Origin of the sequence: Kordiimonas sp. SCSIO 12603 (assembly GCF_024398035.1) — a bacterium.
GTDB lineage: Bacteria > Pseudomonadota > Alphaproteobacteria > Sphingomonadales > Kordiimonadaceae > Kordiimonas.
Genome location: NZ_CP073748.1, coordinates 1,276,218 through 1,294,698, shown reverse-complemented (window position 1 = coordinate 1,294,698; position 18,481 = coordinate 1,276,218). Strand labels below are relative to the sequence as shown.

The window sequence follows — 18,481 nt, the reverse complement described above, 5'->3', positions numbered from 1 at the left end:
CAAGGAAGGCATAAACATGGATCCAACACTCTTTATCTGGCTACTAATTCCAGCCGTTTTGATAATCAGCTTTATCATCATCAACAACGGCATTATCCGCCGGAAAAACATGGTAGTACGCGCATGGTCAGATGTCATCACATACGAACGGCAGAAAAACAAAACGCTGCCTGAACTTGAACGTGTTGCGGGCCAATATCAGGAACATGAAGCAAAGTTACTTGAAGAAATCACTGCGCTTAGAAGCACGCTTTCTCTTGCGAACACCAGCGATGTAGACACAAGCCAACTGGCACAAATTGAAGCCCGCACCCAAAGCATGCTTGGCAGTTTTAATATTGCTATGGAAGCCTACCCGAATCTGGAAATGGCTGGTGTTACCAAAGGGTTGATGAAAGAAATTTCCGAGCTGCAGGATAATATCTCAGCGGCTATCAGCATTTTTAACGGGAACGTGGAAGCCTTCAACAGCGGCATTCAGATATTCCCAAACAATTTGGTAAACGGCATGGGTGCCAAACAAACACCATACAAACCGTTCACCAACACGGAAGCGGCGGAGAGTATCGGTTTCACGCTTGAACAGGAATAATACTCAGCGCCTGAAAATTGTTTGCTGAACATTACCTTTGTGGGGGCCGGAATAATAACTGTTCCGGCCAATCGTCTCAAACCCCAGTTTTTCAAGAATACGAATAGACGCCTCATTACCGTCCAGCACCCTCGCGAAAAGTGGCTGACGCCGCATCACATCAGGCTGCGCCTGCAACAGCATTGCCACCGCGCGCCCTGCAATACCCTGCCCCCAGAATTTCCGGTCAATCCAGTAGCCTAGCGCCACCTTTCCGCCCTGTGCGGGAGAGAGATCAATATATCCCGCGCGCTCACCATTCTTTCTGATGAGAAACATATAAGTATTGCTTTGAGGATCAGCCAAATCATCCTGCATTGCTTTCACAAAGCTGGCTTTATCAATCACCTCGCCAGCAATACCCGCCATAAGTAAAGCTTCTGGATCTTCATTAAGGCTGTATACCCATTCGATATCTGCAAGTGTTTCAAAACTGGTAAGCATAATACCATCAGGCTCTACCTCCTTTGGATACCGCACCTTCACACTTAGATAGGATGCACCCCGTGAGATAGAATTCACCATCTCTTCGCTATCGAATACAAAACCGATTTTTTGAAGAACACGCCCGGATGCCGGGTTATCTTTCCCAAACCTTGCTGTAATTGCTCGTCTGGGTTCCAGTTGCTGTGCTAATTTCAGAAGAGCCTTCGCGGCCTCTGTTGCATAGCCTTTTCCTCGGTGATCAGCCCCTATGAAATACCCAATTTCCCATTCATCTTTTGGATTGATGAACAAAACACCGCTGCCCACAAGCACGTCACCATCATAAATGCCGCGCTGAAACATATTAAACAAAAGCCGCTCATCCCTGCCGCGGCTGATAAGCCTTTCCTTGGCAAAATCCAGTGTTACCGGATGCGGGATTGTACTGCTGTTCCGCGCTACAAGCGGATCATTCAGCTGCGCGTGGAACGCTTCCAAATCATTCAACATTATGGATTTCAGGCGTATGGGCATAAAGTTCTTATAGTTGGGTATGAATAAGAAGTAGCATGCAGTTTATATCATCGATTGCAAAGTATTAATCCATTTCGCTATTCCCAATCCCAGCGAATTAAAACAATTCACCAAAGGGTATCTTGTAAACTACCCTCTTCTGTGGCTTATTGTGGCTTCTGTATTTGGTAATTTCTCACATGGGGATTTTTGGATGTCTAAGTCTTCTGACAGCACCCTCAACTTGCTTGATGATCTGGTAAAAGCAGCGCTTAAAGGCGGTGCGGATGCAGCCGATGCGGTTGCCGTTGATGCACGCTCAAAAGGTGTTTCCTGGCGTGAAGGCCAGATGGAAGATGTTGAAGGCTCTGAAGGCGAAGATATTGGTCTCCGTGTGATGATCGGCAAACAGCAGGCGATGGTTTCCACCAGCAACCGCAGCGCTGATAACCTGAAAGAAGTGGTAGAGCGCACGCTTGCTATGGCACGCGCTGTGCCGGAAGACCAATATTGCGGCCTTGCACCCGAAGATAAACTTCACACAGGCCCGTTTGCTGAACTTGATCTCTATGATGATACAGAAGTATCCGCCGAACAACTGGCGGAAATTGCCCGTGAAGCCGAGGAAGCAACCCGCGCTGTTGAAGGGGTAACCACATCACCAGGCGCTGGGGCATCAGCCAGCAGTTGGGCGATTGATCTCGTGACCAGCCACGGTTTTGCAGGCCACTATAAAGGTTCCAGTTTTTCATCCAGCGTTTCAGCGGTTGCTGGCGAAGGCACCGGCATGGAACGGGATTATGATTTCACATCCACCCGCCATTTTTCTGATCTGGAAAGTGCTGCTGCTATTGGTACAAAAGCGGGTGAACTTGCCGTTAAACGCCTGAACCCATCCAAAGCAGAAAGTGGGCAGAAACCACTGATTTTCAGCCCACGGGTGGCGAACTCGCTGCTCGGGCATTTTGCAGGTGCTATTTCAGGCGGCGCTGTTGCGCGCGGCACCAGCTTTCTGAAAGACCGGCTTGGTGAAGCCGTGTTCGCAGACGGCGTTACCATTGTGGATAACCCGCTGATGAAACGAGGGCTTTCAAGCAAACTGTTTGATGGTGAAGGTGTAAGAGTTCAGAAAGCCAACCTTGTAGAGGGTGGCATGCTGAAAACATGGACACTGAACAGCGCCACCGCACGCCAACTTGAAATGGAAGTAACGGGCCACGCATCACGCGGTACATCTTCCGCCCCCGGCATTGGCACCACTAACCTTTATATGGAAGCTGGCACCCTTTCCCCTGATGAACTGATGGCTGATATCGCTGACGGTATTTATATCACCGAGCTTATCGGCATGGGTGTAAACGGCGTAACAGGTGACTATAGCCGCGGCGCGTCAGGTTTCATGATCAAAAACGGCGAGATCACCGAAAGCGTGAGCGAATTTACAATTGCTGGCAATCTTAAGGATATGTTCATGGCTCTTGTGCCAGCATCAGACCTTGAGTTTAAATACGGTGCCAACGCCCCAACCGTTCGTATTGACGGCATGATGGTAGCGGGAACATAAGCCAGCAAGAAAGTTTTCAGAGTGTCAAACGCTGCACCATTTGATGAAGATAGTTGCCCTTGGGATCTAACCGAGGAAGCAAATCTGGTGCAGCATGTGACAGAAGAAGCTGGCCGTATTGCGCTTTCCTATTTTGTACGTGGTGATATCCACCAGTGGGATAAATCCCCCGACAACCCAGTTTCAGAAGCTGATATGGCGGTTGATGAATTTCTCCGCACCACACTTATGCAGAACCGTCCGGGGTACGGATGGCTTTCTGAAGAAACTGAAGATCAGCCTGAACGGCTTCGGTGTGGCAGGCTCTGGATCGTGGACCCAATTGATGGCACGCGCGATTTCCTGGCTGGCGGAGAAAACTGGGGTATTTCAGTTGCCCTTGTGCAAGACCAGAAACCAGTTATCGCCGCCTTTTACGCACCTGTTAAAAACGCCTTTTATTTTGCTCAGCGCGGCAAAGGGGCAACCCTGAACGGCAAGCCAATTGCCGTAAGCTGTAACGCCACCCTTGATGAAGCCCGCATGATGGGCGATCCGGAAGCGTTCAAGCATACAAGTCCTTTCTGGCCAGTGCCTTGGCCTGAAGGCATGCATACAGAACAAGCCAACAGCATCGCCCTAAGAATATGCCAGATCGCAGATGGGCAGTTTGATTGCTGTGTAACCCTTAGACCCAAGAATGATTGGGATGTAGCTGCTGCAGACTTGATTTTGGAAGAAGCTGGCGGGCTCCTTACAACTGGTGATCAAGACAGATTGCTCTTCAACCGCAAGAAACCACTTCACGCTCATATCGTAGCATCCTGCCCTAACCTGATTCCTTCCATTATGGACCGTGTTACGCCAGCGCTTGAGAAATGGCGAAATAGAAACAAGTGATTTTCTATTTATAAATCAAGTAGAACTGTTTTTACTAAAACTGGCTCTTGTTAACTTTCAATTTCCTTTTTACAGATAAAAATTAGATGGGGTCGCATAGTGTAGAGTTGGTGAATTCATGCTGAACTGGCGCCATATATATAGGTTGTTTGTTTTTTTATTTACATTTCAGACAGTTACTTTCTGTTTGAACACCGCTATTCATGCCCAAAATAATACCCCCACTTCAGAATCACTTGAAAAAACCAAAGCTTTTTTAACATCTTTTCAAGATGCCGAACAAAATGACGCCTTCCTTCACATGCGGGAACTGGAAGGCCAGTTATCTGGAGTTCAAACCGACCAAGAACTTGCAGCGCTTTATAAAGACATCCTCTATACCGCCATAGATATGAGCGATATTGAACGCCAGTATAAATATTCAAAACTAGCCCTGCCGCTCTCTTTCAGCCTCCCGGATGTGGAACTTAGAGTATATTCTGAAGTCGCAAACGCAAATGCGCTTTCGCTTGAAGGGGATTACACCAATGCACGGGATATTTTTGCCCAAACACGTAAACTTGCTCAAGTTCGCGGTACTGAAGAGCTTGTATTTTTCGTTGATGCTGTTGAAGCGAATTTAGGGCCAGAAACCGGGAATTATCTCGAAGGTATTGCACGGCTCGTACAGTTTGAACCAACTCTCGATCAAACGCCATCAAGCGACAAACTACGCATGATAGCTTTAAATACCATAGCTTTCAGTTACGGTGCCGCTGACGATATAAACGGTATTATAAAATATTATGGTCAAGCCCTTCAAACAGCACAGCGGTCAAATCTGGCTATTGATCGAGAAACTATTGTTTACAATCTAGCACTTTCGCTAACAAACGAACGGAATTTCGAAGAGGCTGCACTCGCGTATCAAACGCTAAAGGCTATAATGGACCAAACTCAAAACTATTCGAATGAATTTTATCTCTATTTTGGGTTAGCCCTGCTTGAGTACACACAAGGGAACTATGAAGCTTCCAACACATATGGCGAAAAAAGTCTCACACTTACCGATAAAGGCGCTACACCACAGCATATTGCCAATATAAATGGCCTTACCGCTCTAAATTACGCACGCCTAGGAAACCCGGCAAAAGCTGAGGAAAGGCTTGCTCTTGAAGAGAGCTTTTACACCAACAATCCGGAAGCCGGCCTAGCTTATTTTGAAACGACCAAGAAACTGACGCACGCTTTTATTGCAGCATCTCGTGGCCAAACAAACGAGGCCTTTAAACTACTTGATGAAGCTCGTGAGGAACAGCTCAGCAATCAAACAGCCACCTTCCGTGACAGCCTTGCTGAACTGCAGTCCAACTTGCAGGTTATTATCGCAAAACAGGAAACAGAATCTAAACTGGAAGCTGCTGAAACCGCTTACCTGAGGGCAACATGGGTTGCAATCTTCCTTGGATCTATTGGTGTAATTATCATCTTTTTCCAACAGCGCAAACATACTCGGCAGTTAACTCAGAGCATTGAAGAAGCCCGTACGGCCAATCAGGCAAAGTCTGAATTTTTGGCTAACATGAGCCACGAGCTAAGAACACCGCTCAACGCTATTTTGGGCTTCTCTGAGATGATGTCTCATCAGGTTTTTGGGAAACTGGGCGCCCGCCAATATGAAGAATATGTGGGCCATATTCATAATAGTGGTACGCACCTTCTTGATATCATCAACGATATTCTGGACCTTTCAAAAATTGAAAGCGGCAAGCTTCAGCTACTTGAAGAAAAAATTGATCTATGCTCCCTGTTTCAAGATGTGAAAGCAGTACTAGAGCCAAAAGCTCTAACGCAGCAAATAACCATCTCTGTGGTTGTTGATCATGAGGTACCTTACCTGAAGGCTGACAGGCGCCTGCTAAAACAGATTCTGCTTAATCTCTTAAGTAACGGTGTAAAATTTACCCCCGCTTATGGCAGCGTAAAAATGCTCGGCCTTATACTGGATGATGGCTGTATTCAGATTGAAGTATCAGACACAGGCTCAGGCATGACACCTGAAGAACTGAAAATCGCTTTAACTCCATTTGGACAAGCAGGAACTACTTCCACCAGAAGCCACGAAGGGACAGGCTTGGGCTTGCCCCTGGTGAAAGATTTGGTAGAACTTCACGGCGGCACACTGAAGATCAACACCTATAAAAATATCGGCACCAGTGTACTGATTACCTTCCCGTCAGAACGTTCTGGCGGACTACGCACAAGCCACTGTGATGACTGTGATTTTAAAGGCGCATCTGACGTTTGTGACAGCACCGAGCTGGCTTCATAAACTTAGAAGTAGAACTTGGTACCTACGATAAACTGGCCATTGCTTAAGCGGTTATCAAGACTGTTATCTTCAAACGTAAGCGTGAGCTCAAAATCATTCACAAAGATTGAAAGCCCTGCTGACCAATCCCACAAATCAGAACGGCCATCGCGAATATCATACCCCACATGGGTAATCAGCGTGAGTTCAGGCATGGTTGGTACCGGCACTTCAAGGTCCACATAGCTATAGTAACTATCTACATCTGGTGTGTTCCAGCGTCCGTCAGGTGCTACTGAAAAACCGGAACTGATGTAAGCAAGCCCGAAATCTCGTGCAATAGAGGCCTTGAACTCCGGGTAATATTGGCTGCCATTACCGTGGATCGCATCAACTTCCGCTGAAAGAGTATAAATGAAATCACCTGCATCAATCTGGTAACCCGCGAAAAATTCTGTGCGTACATCGCCGCCACGCTGGTCATCAATACGAGCTGCATCAACACCAAAGAACCATCCCTTCTCATGGGATAGTGAAAGGGAACCATAATAGGATGGATCGCGATCAGAAAGTGTCAGGCCACGATCCCGGTAATCCGTCGCTAATGCTACATACCCATCCAAGGACCAAACGCTTTCACTATCCTGAGCAAAAGCACCTGCACTCGCAGCTACAACCAGTGCTGAACCGATAAAGATATTTTTCACAGAAAATCCCTGTCGCTTTTATTCTTCAAGAGTTAATAGCGGATCAAGCCGCACATTACCCCAATTAATTCGCCAATCTACATGTGGCCCGCTTGAACGGCCTTTGGAACCGATAGTTCCAATCAGCTCTCCCTGTTCGATACGCTGCCCTTCCTGCACATCAACACTGTTCATATGGAAAAGTGTGGAAGAAACACCGTAGCCGTGGTCAATAATCACTATTCCCCCTTCGAGGAGAAAATCAGGTGCTGCAAGTGTAACGATACCGCCCGCTGGTGCTACAATCGGTGTACCCACAGGGCCAGCGATATCAAGCCCATAATGCGGGCTGCGCGGTTTACCGTTCAATATACGCTGGCTGCCATAGAAACCGGAAAAACGGCCTTCAGCTGGTTTAATAAAACCATTCAGCCAATCAAGGCGTGTTACAGCACGAGCGGCACGGGCTTTGCGCACACGACCAGTTTCCACCTTACGCCGTTCGGTCCAGCTTTCTGGTGGTGTTACAGTTTTAGGCGGCAAGCCCTCAATCCGTTCAATATTGAACTTACGCTGCGCTACATTCAACGTGCGCTCTTCGCGCCTGCCATCTCTGTGAAGAATAACCAGCGTTGCCGTATCCGCCGCATCTCGGCTGAAGCCGAAAACGAAATATCCTTCTTTACCCACATAAACAGGTTTACCGTCTAGCCGCAGTTCTGCACCGTGCTTGAGCTGCCCCCAAACAAGACCGCCTTGGGCAATATCTCCCTTAAGCTCGGTCGCCTCAGCAACTGAGCTATAAAATGCCAGAAGTAGAAGAATGTGTTTTAAATATTTCATGGGCGCATTTTCACCAGACAATATGGGCGGAATTTTGACACTCTAGAACAAACTACCTTGATTGGTATTTTGTGGTTTGGCTTTCGGCTTCGCTTTTGGCTTTGGAGCCGGTTTTGGCGCTTCAACTGTTTCAACAGGTTCACCATCCAACACTTTCATGCCGCGCGTGCCGTCTTTAAAGCGAACACTTACCTGTTGTTCAGCATGGAGTTCACCTGAGGAAGCAACCGGCTTACCAGAAGCATCCTCAACAAGGGCAAAACCACGATCCAGAACACGTTCATAAGAAAGGCTTTCAAGCATTCGGCCTGCACTGTTTAAACGCTGTGACAAATCAGCCAGCTTGCGTTCATAAGCAGGTTCGAGCCGCTTCGCAGTAGCTTCCAGTTGAGTACCTTTAAAGTTCTTCATCTGGACCAAACGCCCGGCGCCCAAACCACCAGCTAGCCTGCTTAGCTGGATATCTTTTTTCTGAGTTACATTCTGCAGGCCGCGCGGCAGGCGATCAGAAAGTTCATCAAACCGCTGAGACGCCAGCCCCAACAAATCGCGAGGGCTTGGAAGACCGCGCGCAAGGCCTTTCACGCGCTCCGCACGGTCAGCAATCATGCTTACTTTCAGGCCTGATAGCCTGCGCCCCAGATCAGCTACCGTGTAGTTCAACTCCTCACGAACCGGCACCGCCATCTCTGCTGCACCTGTGGGCGTTGGAGCTCTCAAGTCAGAAGCATAATCAATAAGCGTGGTATCCGTTTCGTGACCAACAGCTGAAATAAGCGGAATATCGCTAGCTGCTGCTGCACGCACTACAGCTTCTTCATTGAACCCCCACAAATCTTCAATTGATCCGCCGCCACGGGCTACAATCAGAAGATCAGGCCTTGGTAAATTGCCTGAACCGTCAATGGCATTAAAACCTTCGATGGCTTTTGCCACTTGATCAGCAGCCCCTTCACCCTGCACCAACACAGGCCAAACCATTACGTGCCGGGGGAACCTATCATTCAGACGGTGAAGAATATCTCTGATCACAGCTCCTGTTGGCGATGTAACCACGCCAATCACTCTCGGTAAAAACGGGATTGGTTTCTTCCGGTCAGGATTAAACAGTCCTTCTGCCGCCAGTTTCTTTTTGCGTTCTTCAAGAAGCGCCATTAAGGCACCAGCACCCGCTGGTTCCATCCGGTCCACAACCATCTGATATTTTGAGCGTGCCGGATAAGTGGTTAGCTTGCCCGATGCTACCACCTCAAGCCCATCCTCGGGCACGAAGGAAAGTTTCGTCGCACTACCGCGCCACATAACACCGTCCATCACCGCGCTATCATCCTTTAGCGCAAAGTAGATATGGCCAGATGCCGCGCGCTTCACGCCTGATAGTTCGGCTCGAACCCTTACATATCCGAAACGATCTTCTACTGTGCGCTTTAACGCGCCAGATAGCTCACTAACCGTAAATTCATGGGCATTGGTGGTTGCTTCATTAGAGGCCATAAAAGAAGTTCGCTCGATTAAAAAGAATCTATCAATGTGCTTGTTTCACAGTGAACCTATGATACAAGGAGCCAGCCTACAAGCTTACACCACACGATAGGGCAAAAAATTATGAATATTTTGCTGATCGGCTCTGGGGGCCGTGAACATGCATTGGCATGGAAGATCGCACAAAGTCCACTCCTGAAAACTCTCTACTGCGCACCGGGTAACGGCGGCATCGCTGATGTTGCAAACTGTGTCACACTTGATGCAGCAGATCATAGTGCAGTGATTGAATTCTGCCGTGATCATGAAGTTGATCTGGTTGTTGTTGGCCCGGAAGCACCACTGGTTGCCGGCCTCGTGAATGATCTGAAAGCCGCAGACATTCTTGCCTTTGGCCCAACCAAGGGTGCCGCACAACTGGAGGGGTCAAAAGGCTTCACCAAAGATATGTGCGCCAAATATGGTATCCCAACAGCCGCTTACGGCCGCTTTGAAGATCCGGAGTTTGCGAAAGATTATATCCGCAAACAGGGTGCACCGATTGTTATTAAGGCTGACGGCCTGGCCGCTGGTAAGGGTGTGATTATCGCGCAGACGCTCGATGAAGCACTGGATGCTGTTGATTATATTTTCGACGGTGCATTCGGCGATGCGGGTGCTGAAGTTGTAGTGGAAGAATTCATGACAGGCGAAGAAGCCAGCTTCTTCGCACTGTGTGACGGCGCGAACACGCTCGCGCTTGCCACTGCACAAGATCATAAAGCCGTTGGTGAAGGCGATACGGGCCCCAACACAGGCGGCATGGGCGCTTACTCCCCGGCGCCAGTAATGACAGATGATATGTGCGAACGGGTGATGAAGGAAATTATCCTGCCGACCACAGAAGCCATGGCTGATATGGGCCACCCTTATACTGGTGTGTTCTTCGCGGGGCTTATGATCACTGATACCGGCCCTAAACTTATAGAATATAACTGCCGCTTTGGTGACCCTGAATGCCAAGTACTGATGTCACGCCTTGATAGTGATATCATTCCACTTCTTGAAGCGACAGCTAACGGCACGCTGGCGGAGCACACTGCAAGCTGGAACGATAAAGTTGCCCTTACTGTTGTGATGGCCGCGAACGGCTATCCGGGTTCTTACAAAAAAGGTACAGAAATCAGAGGCCTTACAGCCGCAGAAGCAACGGGCGCAAAAATCTTCCACGCGGGCACAAAGCAGGAAGACGGCCATGTACTTGCCGTTGGCGGACGTGTTCTAAACGTAACCGCCCTTGGTGAAACTGTTACTGAAGCTCAAGCCAAAGCTTACACTGCTGTGGATACACTTAAATGGGATGATGGCTTCTGCCGCCGAGATATCGGCTGGCGTGCTGTTGCCCGTGAAAAAGCTTAATCAAACAACCGAAAGCCTAGATTTGATCTAGGCTTTCATCTTCATAGCTATCTTTAACTTTCTCTCGCACCTTCTCAGGCGGGAACAGGATATTTACCCGTGTGCCGATACCTGGCTGGCTATCGATTGTCATCGTAGCATTCAGTTTTTCAGTAAATGCAGTCACCAGGGGCAAGCCAAGGCCAGAGCCTTCATGACGCTTGCTCAGGCTGGTATCCACTTGCCCGAACGGACGCTTCGCGATTTTAATTTCATCTGGTGTCATACCAATACCCGTGTCAGAGATACTGAGGCACAGCCCCGCATTCCCTGTACGAGACAGGCACATTTTCACATGTCCGCCCGGCTCGGTAAACTTCACAGCATTTGAAAGAAGGTTCAAACCAATCTGCTTGATAAGGCGTTGATCAGCCTCAAGCTCAACTGTCTCGTCCATATCCTTCTCAAGCGTAATATCATTTTCAAACGCGCGCTGCTGCACGAGTGTCATACACATATCAAGGCTATTGGTTGGATCAATCCAGTGTAGATACGCTTCAAGCCGCCCTGCTTCCACCTTCGACAGATCAAGGATATCGTTAATGATGGAAAGAAGATGCGTACCACTTTCATGTATATCCTGCGCATATTCACAGTAACGATCATTCCCTATCGGCCCAATAATCTGGTCTCTAAGAATTTCAGCAAATCCAAGAATTGCATTCAGTGGCGTTCTAAGCTCGTGGCTCATATTTGCGAGGAATTCTGACTTTGCACGGTTCGCAAGCTCCGCCGAATCCTTACTTCGCTGCAGTTCCTGCGCCTGAATAAGTTCATCCGTTACATCGCGGCCAATAAGTAAAAGAAGCTGTTCGCCAGCATGATCAATTTTCTGCGCATTCAACTGAAAATGCCTGATCATATTGCCGCGCGTACGCACCGTTGCTGGCACGTTTGTCATGGAAACTGTCATCTTCAGTTCTTCCACAAACCTGTTAAGGAAGGTCGAGTCCGCCCAAATACCGAGCGCCTCGGATGTGCGTCCAATAACATCATCTCTGCGGTAACCAAACACATTCAGGAAAGCCGGGTTTACATCAAAAATGCGGCCATCTGTGAGGCTTGAGAGCAACATAACCTCAGGGGTAATACGGAAAATATTCTGGAATAACTGCTCAGAACGGTCATGAGCATGCGCCACTTCCTTCTGGTCTGTCACGTCATAAAGCGATGCAACAACAGCTTCATGGCCTTCCCAAACGACAGGCTTCACGGTTCCACGGAACCAGCGCATTTCAGTTGAGTTCACAAGGAAACGGAATTCAAACGTGCCGCCGTCAGATTTACCTTCAAGGCAATTTTCGAGTTTTTGTTGAAGAAGAACGCGATCTTCAGGGAAAACCCATCCCATAAAATATGATAAATCGCTGATATTTTCTGCATCTGTATCAGTGAACAATGCCTTCGCTGCACCGTTCATAAATAACATTGTCTCTCTGTTACTTACAAAAACACATTCTGTAATAGCATCAAGGAGCATCGCCATCTCGGGCCTGCTGTTTCTTTTAACAGCTTCCTCACCTTGATTTTGCGTATCTGAACCCTGCGACACTAGCTAAACCCCAAATGAAAGAATCGTGTAAACATAAAGACATACGCCCAACATCTCATCGATCCTTACTACACATAACATGCTCACCAAACATGGACGTTCATGCACATGTTCACCATTGAAATACTATTCCACATACTTTTCAAGAGCTTATAAAATATAACTCGTAATTTTAGGTTAAGTTTCCTAAATAATTTAAAGGTCGACTCTTGAGGCCGACTGTTATATAACGAAAAAGATAAATAAGAAGTGGCACAAAGCCACACTAACATATGCGAGGATAGCAGTGAGGAAGATTGCAAAGATTGCAGCGCCTATTTCGGTCGTTGTGGCTGCCGCCATTGGTTTAAATGTGCTTGCAGCATCGAAAGAAGCTCCAGAAACTACGCCAGAAGCGCCACGTACGGTTTCCCTGTATGTTGAGCAAGTTCGTGCGGAAAATGTAACACTTTCCGTTACCACGCAAGGCGAAGTAACGCCCAAGACACAAATCAACCTTGTGCCGCAGGTGAATGGACGCATCGTTAAAGTTTCTGATGTATTCGCGGAAGGCGGCGCCTTCGAGCCAAATACAACACTCATCCAGATCGATGACTCAGATTATAAACTTGCCGTAATCAGCCAGGAAGCTCGTGTAGCACAAGCTAAAGTGCAGCTGGAGCGCCAACTTGCTGATGCCCGCATCAAAAAGAAGCAGTGGCAAGACTGGGTTAAAGACGGAACACCAACCCCCCTAGCCCTAAACGCACCACAGGTTGCTGAAGCTCAGGCGAATATGCGTGCGGCAGAAGCTGACCTTGAAACAGCTAAACTCAACTTAGCTCGCACAACAATTTCAGTGCCATTTAAAGGCCGTGTCGCAGAGCGCAGCATTGGTCTTGGTCAGTTTGTATCGCAGGGCACACAGCTTGGTCGGGTATTCGCAACAGATACTGTTGAAGTAAGACTACCGCTTACAGATGCCCAACTTGCTGAACTAAACCTGCCAATCGGCTTTATCGCTGGTGAAATTCCGGCGCCGAACGTAACATTCTCAGCATCCATGGGCACAAAAACTTTCCAGTGGGAAGGTAAGATCGTACGCATCAATGCTTCCATCGATCAGCAGACACGCCTTGTGTACGCAATCGCTGAAGTGAACGATCCGTACGGTGCCGCAGCAGATCATAATGTACCGCTAGCAGTGGGTATGTTTGTAAACGCTGAAATCCAAGGTGTTGCACCGCGCAACGCAATGGTACTGCCTCGTCTGGCTCTTAGAAGCGAAGACAAGGTTTACGTAATCAGCGATAGCAAACTACAAATCCGTACAGTAGACATTATGGCGACAACACGTGATCACCTTTATGTTTCATCAGGCGTGCAGCCAGGTGACCAAGTGGTGACATCACCTGTATTATCTGCGGTTGAGGGCATGACAGTAGAAGCCATTACAAAGACTGCTGACGCCCAAAACACTACCTCAGAATAAGGGGAGGCCAACATGAATGGTTTAATTGAATGGTGGGCGCGTAATACCGTTGCTGCTAACCTATTGATGGTTGGTATCATCTTGGCTGGTATTTTCGGCTTTACGTCCATGGAAAAGGAAATGTTCCCACAGGTACGTTTCCCTGGCCTTCAAATTCAGGTGGCATGGCCTGGCGCTGGCCCAACTGAAGTGGAAGACCAAATCGTAGCCCGGATTGAAGAATCTGTGCGTGACCTTGATAATGTTGAATGGGTTCGCTCTTCTTCATCTGAAGGGTTCGGTGCGGTATATATCCTTGCAGAGCAAAGTGTTGATTTCACACAGTTCATGAACGATGTGAAAATCCGTGTAGATTCCATTTCTAGTTTCCCGCGTGATATTGAACCACCACAGGTTCAACAGTGGGTAAACAGAGATGAATTTATCCGTGTGGCCCTTTCCGGACAACTACCTGAACGTGATTTGAAACGTTTGGCGGAAAAGCTGCGCCGTGAAGCTGCTCAGTTACCAGGGGTAAATCTGGTAGAATTGTTTGGTGTTCGCCGTGAAGAAGTTTCAATTGAAGTTTCCGAGGAAAATCTGCGCCGCTATAATCTTTCTTTTGCAAATGTAGCTACTGCTATCCGCAACAGCTCTATCAACCTTTCTGGTGGTAATGTTCGGACAGATGCCGGTGCTTATACAATTGCAATTCGTAACCGCGCGGATACGCAAAAAGAGTTCGGCGAAATCATTGTTCGTCAACAGCCTGATGGCGGTACAATCCGCGTGAAAGATGTAGCAACTGTAGTAGATGGTTTTGAAGATTTCGATATCCTTGCAACTCTTAACGGCAAGCCCGCAGTACTACTGCAAGTGATGACCACAGAGGTTATGGATATTGTAAAAGCTTCCCAGTCTGTAAATGAATGGATTGAAAAGCGTCAAGAATCTTTACCAGCAGGTGCTTCTCTTACGCTTTGGACTGATGAAGCCGAAGCCTACAATGGCCGTATGACAACAATCACTAATGCCGCTGGTTCTGGCCTTATTCTGGTATTGATTGTACTATTATTGTCACTACGCCCGAAGGTGGCTTTCTGGGTAGCAGCTGGTATTGCAACAGCATATGCTGGTGCCTTCGTATTCCTGCCTGCACTTGATGTATCCATCAATATGCTTTCAACATTCGCCTTCCTGCTTGTGCTGGGGATTGTAGTGGATGATGCCATTGTAGTGGGTGAAAGTATTCACACAGAAAGCCAGAAAACTGGTGGCGGTATTACCGCAGCAGTATTTGGTACACAGCTTGTTGCCAAGCCGGTGGTATTCGCGGTTCTAACCACAATTATCGCGTTCGTTCCGTGGATTATGATTGATGGTTCAACAAGTGAATTTACACGCCATATTACATGGGTGGTTATCACTGCTCTATTCTTCTCGCTTGTAGAATCTCTTCTTATTCTACCTGCTCACCTTTCACACCTGAAACCACGTGAGAAGGTTGGTGCCTTTGGCAAGTTCCAGAAGAAAATTGCTGGCGGTATTATCAGCTTTGCTGAAAACCACTATCGCGGCATGGGCCAGTGGTCAGTTAACAACCGTTATCTAACTACTGCTATCTTCATTGCTATCTTTATGACTGCTATGACTCTCTTCAATGCTGGTTTTGTGAAGAAAAGCTTCAACCCTGATTTCGAAGAAGATGAAATCAGAGTGAATGTGAACATGCCTGAAGGTTCTCCATACAGCCGTGCTCTCGAAGTATTAACGCAGCTTCAGGATGCTGAGCGCACACTTGTAGAAGAAGTAGAAGCGGAAGAAGGTAAAAAAGGTACTCTTATTGAAAACTGGTACACTCGCTCACGCGCAGAAAATATTCTTGCGATTGTGAAGCTTGCGCCGCCAGAGGTGCGTACCCTTACTACAAAAGATGCCGCTATTCGTCTTCGCGAACTACTTGGTGAAGTCCCAGATGCCAAATCAGTAACCGTTGAATATAAAGATGGAAACAACGACCCGGGCTTCGAACTTTCTGTTCGTCACCCTGACCTTGATATCCTTCGTGAAGCGGTAGCTGACCTTGAAGACAAGATGCGTACGTACGACATTCTTTATGATGTACGTAACAACCTTGCAGCTGCTTCTGAGGAAATTCGCCTAACATTGCGCCCTGGTGCAGAGAAACTAGGCCTTAACCTTGCTGACGTTTCTCGTCAGGTTCGTCAGGCATACTTCGGTGAAGAAGTACAACGCCTGCCGCGTGCTGGTCAGGACGTAAAAGTAATGGTTCGTCTGCCTAAGAGCGACCGCCGCAGTGTGGAAAGCCTTGAGCATCTGCGTATCCGTACAAATGATGGCCGTGAAGTACCGCTTCTATCTGTTGTTCAGGTAGAGTTTGCACCTGGCATCAAGAGCATTCAGCGCTGGAACTTCAACCGTGCAGCACGTGTTTCTGCTGACATGAAAGAAAACAAGCGCGGCGAAATCATGGAAGACCTGGAAAAGAACTTCTTCCCACAGTGGGAAGAAAAATACCCAGGTCTTATCCGTGGCTCTATTGGTCAGGCTGAAGGTGAAGCACGTTTCGTTTCTCAGGTTATCAAACTTTACCTGATGGCGATTTTCGCGATGTACATGCTGATTGCTGTTGCCTTCAAGAGCTACTGGCAGCCAATCGCAATCCTTGTGGCAATCCCGTATGCGTTTGCCGGTGCGGTATTCGGTCACTTCACAGCTGATCTTACTATGGCAATCTTCAGCTACTTCGGTATCGCCGCAGCAGCTGGCGTAGTGGTGAACGATAACCTTGTACTTATGGATTATTGTAACCGTCTGCGTGAGCGTGGCTTGAATGCTTATGAAGCAGTGGTAGAAGCAGGTGTGGCGCGTTTCCGCCCTATCCTTCTAACATCGGTAACAACGTTTGTTGGCCTTGTTCCAATGATGCTTGAAAAATCAATTCAGGCAGCATTCCTGAAGCCAATCGTTGTATCCCTTGCTTCTGGTGTACTTATCGCCTTCTTCGTAACATTGTTTATGGTGCCTGCACTTTATGCAATTGGCGAAGACCTTGGCAGCTTCTTCAGTAACCTGAAGAGCCGCATTAAAGGCCGCGGTAAGCGCATTAGCCAAGGCGCACCAGCTGAATAATCAGCGCTGATTTAAAGAAACAAGAAAGGCTGCGAATTTCGCAGCCTTTTTTATTTGCCTCGTGTGATAAACCCCGCGCCGCTCGCGAATAATGAAACATAAGCAACAACACACAGCGAGCGACACAATGCAGGACAATACAAAGAACTTTATCAAACGCGCCTTTATCACCTTAGCAATCGTTACGCCGATTTTATTCGGAACAGCCGCTGCCATGGTACATATGGATAACCCAGATTTCTCGGATGCAGGCCCAAGAAAGCCAATGAGTGCACAGACAATTGCAGATTTGGGTTTCGAACAAAAATTCACCTATGAACCTCACCCGTTCACAGCAAGAGACGGCGTTAAAATTTTCGGGCGAAAATACACTGGTGGGAACACAGATACGGTTATCATTCAACTCCACGGCGTTTTGGCAGATGGTTTTCAAAGCAACCAATTTGCTGGCAACATCCGAAACGCCACGAATGCAACGGTCTATTCAATTGACCTGAGAGGGCACGGCATGTCTGGCGGCAAACCAGGTGACCTAAGCTACACAGATCAGTACCGGGATGATATGGCTGATATTGTTAAGCATGTACGAACCCTACATCCAGACAGTAAAGTAATGGTCGCGGGCCATTCAATGGGTGGTGGCATCCTTCTCCGTTACGCCATGATAGATGATGCACCAGAGGTAGACGGCTATATCCTGTTCGCTCCCCTTCTCGGGCAAGATGCACCCACCATGGAACAGCCAAACAGTGTTGAAAAACAAAGCGGCGGCTTTATGAAAGTGCATATTCCGCGCCTTATTGCGCTGGCTTTCTTAAACACCTTTGGTTTTGATGTATGGAACCATAAGCCTGTGATGTTCTTTAACTTGCCTAAAGAGGCACCTTTGCACACATACAGCTTCAATGCAGCAGCCAGCATGTCACCAGCCCACTATAGGGACGGCTTGCAGGCAATTGATAAACCCCTGTTCGTAACAGTAGGCAGCCACGACACCACCTTTAATTCAATGGTTTACGGCCCAGTGGTACGTAACAACACAGACGGTACCTTCTATCTCACTGAAGGCGCAACCCACAACGGTGTGCGGCATGATATTAAAGCAATGGACGCTTTGAGAGAATGGGTTAAGGCAAATAGCTAACCTACAAGAGGCCAACGCTCAAGTTGGCCTCACCTTAACTCTCTTTACCTTTTATAAGTGGAAAAACCACTTCTTCACCAAAAGAGAAAATGCGGATATAGCTTAGATAACCATCTCTTGTATGAACCTCAACGCGTACATCATCTTTCATATTTTCTACCGAAAAAAACTGAATGGGAAAGACTATAACGTCTTTTTCCAGCTTCGGTGCATCCTCGGCAACCACTAAGGAAATGACAATAGAAAACGGCTCTCGAGAGCGATCAACCACCTCAACAGTAGAAAGCTGACCCTCTAAAACTTTCGCCTGCTCTGGGCAAGCCCCAATCAAACCTTCAAGAACGGCCCGTTCAAACTCTGTCAGCGCTTCCATTTCTTTCCCCATCAAAAAAGCCGCCTGCATCATGCAAGCGACCTTAGTGTTTGTCTAG

14 protein-coding genes are annotated in these 18,481 nt (G+C 47.8%); 8 read left to right on the top strand and 6 right to left on the bottom strand.

All coding sequences use genetic code 11. The features are described 5' to 3' along the window. Positions 1 to 16: 16 nt before the first annotated feature. The gene (locus KFE96_RS05810; RefSeq protein ID WP_255835045.1) at positions 17 to 592 is read left to right on the top strand and encodes a LemA family protein; all 576 of its coding nucleotides are present in this window, start codon (positions 17 to 19) and stop codon (positions 590 to 592) included. A 3-nt stretch (positions 593 to 595) separates the two neighbouring features. On the opposite strand, the gene KFE96_RS05805 is transcribed toward KFE96_RS05810, so the two are convergent. Further along, a complete protein-coding gene (locus KFE96_RS05805; protein ID WP_255835044.1) occupies positions 596 to 1,567 on the bottom strand; it encodes a GNAT family N-acetyltransferase in 972 nt (323 codons plus the stop codon). A gap of 217 nt (positions 1,568 to 1,784) precedes the next feature. On the opposite strand from KFE96_RS05805, the gene KFE96_RS05800 reads away from it, so the two are divergent. From KFE96_RS05800 to KFE96_RS05790, 3 genes are all read left to right on the top strand, one after another. Beyond that, entirely contained in the window at positions 1,785 to 3,134 is a 1,350-nt protein-coding gene (locus KFE96_RS05800) for a TldD/PmbA family protein (protein ID WP_255835043.1), read from the top strand. Positions 3,135 to 3,155: 21 nt separating this feature from the next. Further along, positions 3,156 to 4,013, top strand: a complete 858-nt coding sequence (locus KFE96_RS05795) for a 3'(2'),5'-bisphosphate nucleotidase CysQ (protein WP_255835042.1) — start codon at positions 3,156 to 3,158, stop codon at positions 4,011 to 4,013. A 301-nt stretch (positions 4,014 to 4,314) separates the two neighbouring features. Then, entirely contained in the window at positions 4,315 to 6,324 is a 2,010-nt protein-coding gene (locus tag KFE96_RS05790) for a HAMP domain-containing sensor histidine kinase (RefSeq protein ID WP_255835041.1), read from the top strand. Between the two features lie 2 nt (positions 6,325 to 6,326). Here the strand turns inward: KFE96_RS05790 and KFE96_RS05785 are convergent, their stop codons facing one another. Genes KFE96_RS05785 through xseA form a run of 3 tightly spaced genes read right to left on the bottom strand, consistent with a single transcriptional unit; the run spans position 6,327 to position 9,326 of the window. Then, entirely contained in the window at positions 6,327 to 7,010 is a 684-nt protein-coding gene (locus KFE96_RS05785) for a TorF family putative porin (protein ID WP_255835040.1), read from the bottom strand. An 18-nt stretch (positions 7,011 to 7,028) separates the two neighbouring features. After that, positions 7,029 to 7,832: a M23 family metallopeptidase gene (locus tag KFE96_RS05780; RefSeq protein WP_255835039.1), complete on the bottom strand. Its 804-nt coding sequence runs from the start codon at positions 7,830 to 7,832 to the stop codon at positions 7,029 to 7,031. 42 nt (positions 7,833 to 7,874) lie between these two features. Beyond that, positions 7,875 to 9,326 carry an exodeoxyribonuclease VII large subunit gene (gene xseA, locus KFE96_RS05775; RefSeq protein ID WP_255835038.1) on the bottom strand — a complete coding sequence of 484 codons (1,452 nt, stop codon included), beginning with the start codon at positions 9,324 to 9,326 and terminating at the stop codon, positions 7,875 to 7,877. Positions 9,327 to 9,437: 111 nt separating this feature from the next. Here xseA and purD point away from each other — a divergent pair, with 111 nt between their 5' ends. Continuing rightward, positions 9,438 to 10,712, top strand: coding sequence for a phosphoribosylamine--glycine ligase (gene purD, locus KFE96_RS05770; RefSeq protein WP_255835037.1), 1,275 nt, complete (start codon positions 9,438 to 9,440; stop codon positions 10,710 to 10,712). 16 nt (positions 10,713 to 10,728) lie between these two features. Here purD and KFE96_RS05765 read toward each other — a convergent pair whose 3' ends face one another. Beyond that, complete coding sequence (locus KFE96_RS05765) at positions 10,729 to 12,303, bottom strand: PAS domain-containing sensor histidine kinase (RefSeq protein ID WP_255835036.1); 1,575 nt, start codon at positions 12,301 to 12,303, stop codon at positions 10,729 to 10,731. Positions 12,304 to 12,589: 286 nt separating this feature from the next. Between KFE96_RS05765 and KFE96_RS05760 the strand changes: the two genes are divergently transcribed. From KFE96_RS05760 to KFE96_RS05750, 3 genes are all read left to right on the top strand, one after another. Beyond that, positions 12,590 to 13,774, top strand: a complete 1,185-nt coding sequence (locus tag KFE96_RS05760; protein WP_255835035.1) for an efflux RND transporter periplasmic adaptor subunit — start codon at positions 12,590 to 12,592, stop codon at positions 13,772 to 13,774. 12 nt (positions 13,775 to 13,786) lie between these two features. Then, positions 13,787 to 16,906, top strand: coding sequence for an efflux RND transporter permease subunit (locus KFE96_RS05755; protein ID WP_255835034.1), 3,120 nt, complete (start codon positions 13,787 to 13,789; stop codon positions 16,904 to 16,906). Between the two features lie 127 nt (positions 16,907 to 17,033). Further along, entirely contained in the window at positions 17,034 to 18,050 is a 1,017-nt protein-coding gene (locus KFE96_RS05750; RefSeq protein WP_255835033.1) for an alpha/beta hydrolase, read from the top strand. A gap of 34 nt (positions 18,051 to 18,084) precedes the next feature. On the opposite strand, the gene KFE96_RS05745 is transcribed toward KFE96_RS05750, so the two are convergent. Next, complete coding sequence (locus KFE96_RS05745; RefSeq protein WP_255835032.1) at positions 18,085 to 18,423, bottom strand: hypothetical protein; 339 nt, start codon at positions 18,421 to 18,423, stop codon at positions 18,085 to 18,087. Between the last annotated feature and the right edge of the window lie 58 nt (positions 18,424 to 18,481).

Coding starts and splice junctions, on each gene's coding strand:
- KFE96_RS05810 (WP_255835045.1), top strand. CDS start 17: ATGGATCCAACACTCTTTATCTGGCTACTAATTCCAGCCGTTTTGATA.
- KFE96_RS05805 (WP_255835044.1), bottom strand. CDS start 1,567: ATGTTGAATGATTTGGAAGCGTTCCACGCGCAGCTGAATGATCCGCTT.
- KFE96_RS05800 (WP_255835043.1), top strand. CDS start 1,785: ATGTCTAAGTCTTCTGACAGCACCCTCAACTTGCTTGATGATCTGGTA.
- KFE96_RS05790 (WP_255835041.1), top strand. CDS start 4,315: ATGCGGGAACTGGAAGGCCAGTTATCTGGAGTTCAAACCGACCAAGAA.
- KFE96_RS05780 (WP_255835039.1), bottom strand. CDS start 7,832: ATGAAATATTTAAAACACATTCTTCTACTTCTGGCATTTTATAGCTCA.
- xseA (WP_255835038.1), bottom strand. CDS start 9,326: ATGGCCTCTAATGAAGCAACCACCAATGCCCATGAATTTACGGTTAGT.
- purD (WP_255835037.1), top strand. CDS start 9,438: ATGAATATTTTGCTGATCGGCTCTGGGGGCCGTGAACATGCATTGGCA.
- KFE96_RS05755 (WP_255835034.1), top strand. CDS start 13,787: ATGAATGGTTTAATTGAATGGTGGGCGCGTAATACCGTTGCTGCTAAC.
- KFE96_RS05750 (WP_255835033.1), top strand. CDS start 17,034: ATGCAGGACAATACAAAGAACTTTATCAAACGCGCCTTTATCACCTTA.
- KFE96_RS05745 (WP_255835032.1), bottom strand. CDS start 18,423: ATGGAAGCGCTGACAGAGTTTGAACGGGCCGTTCTTGAAGGTTTGATT.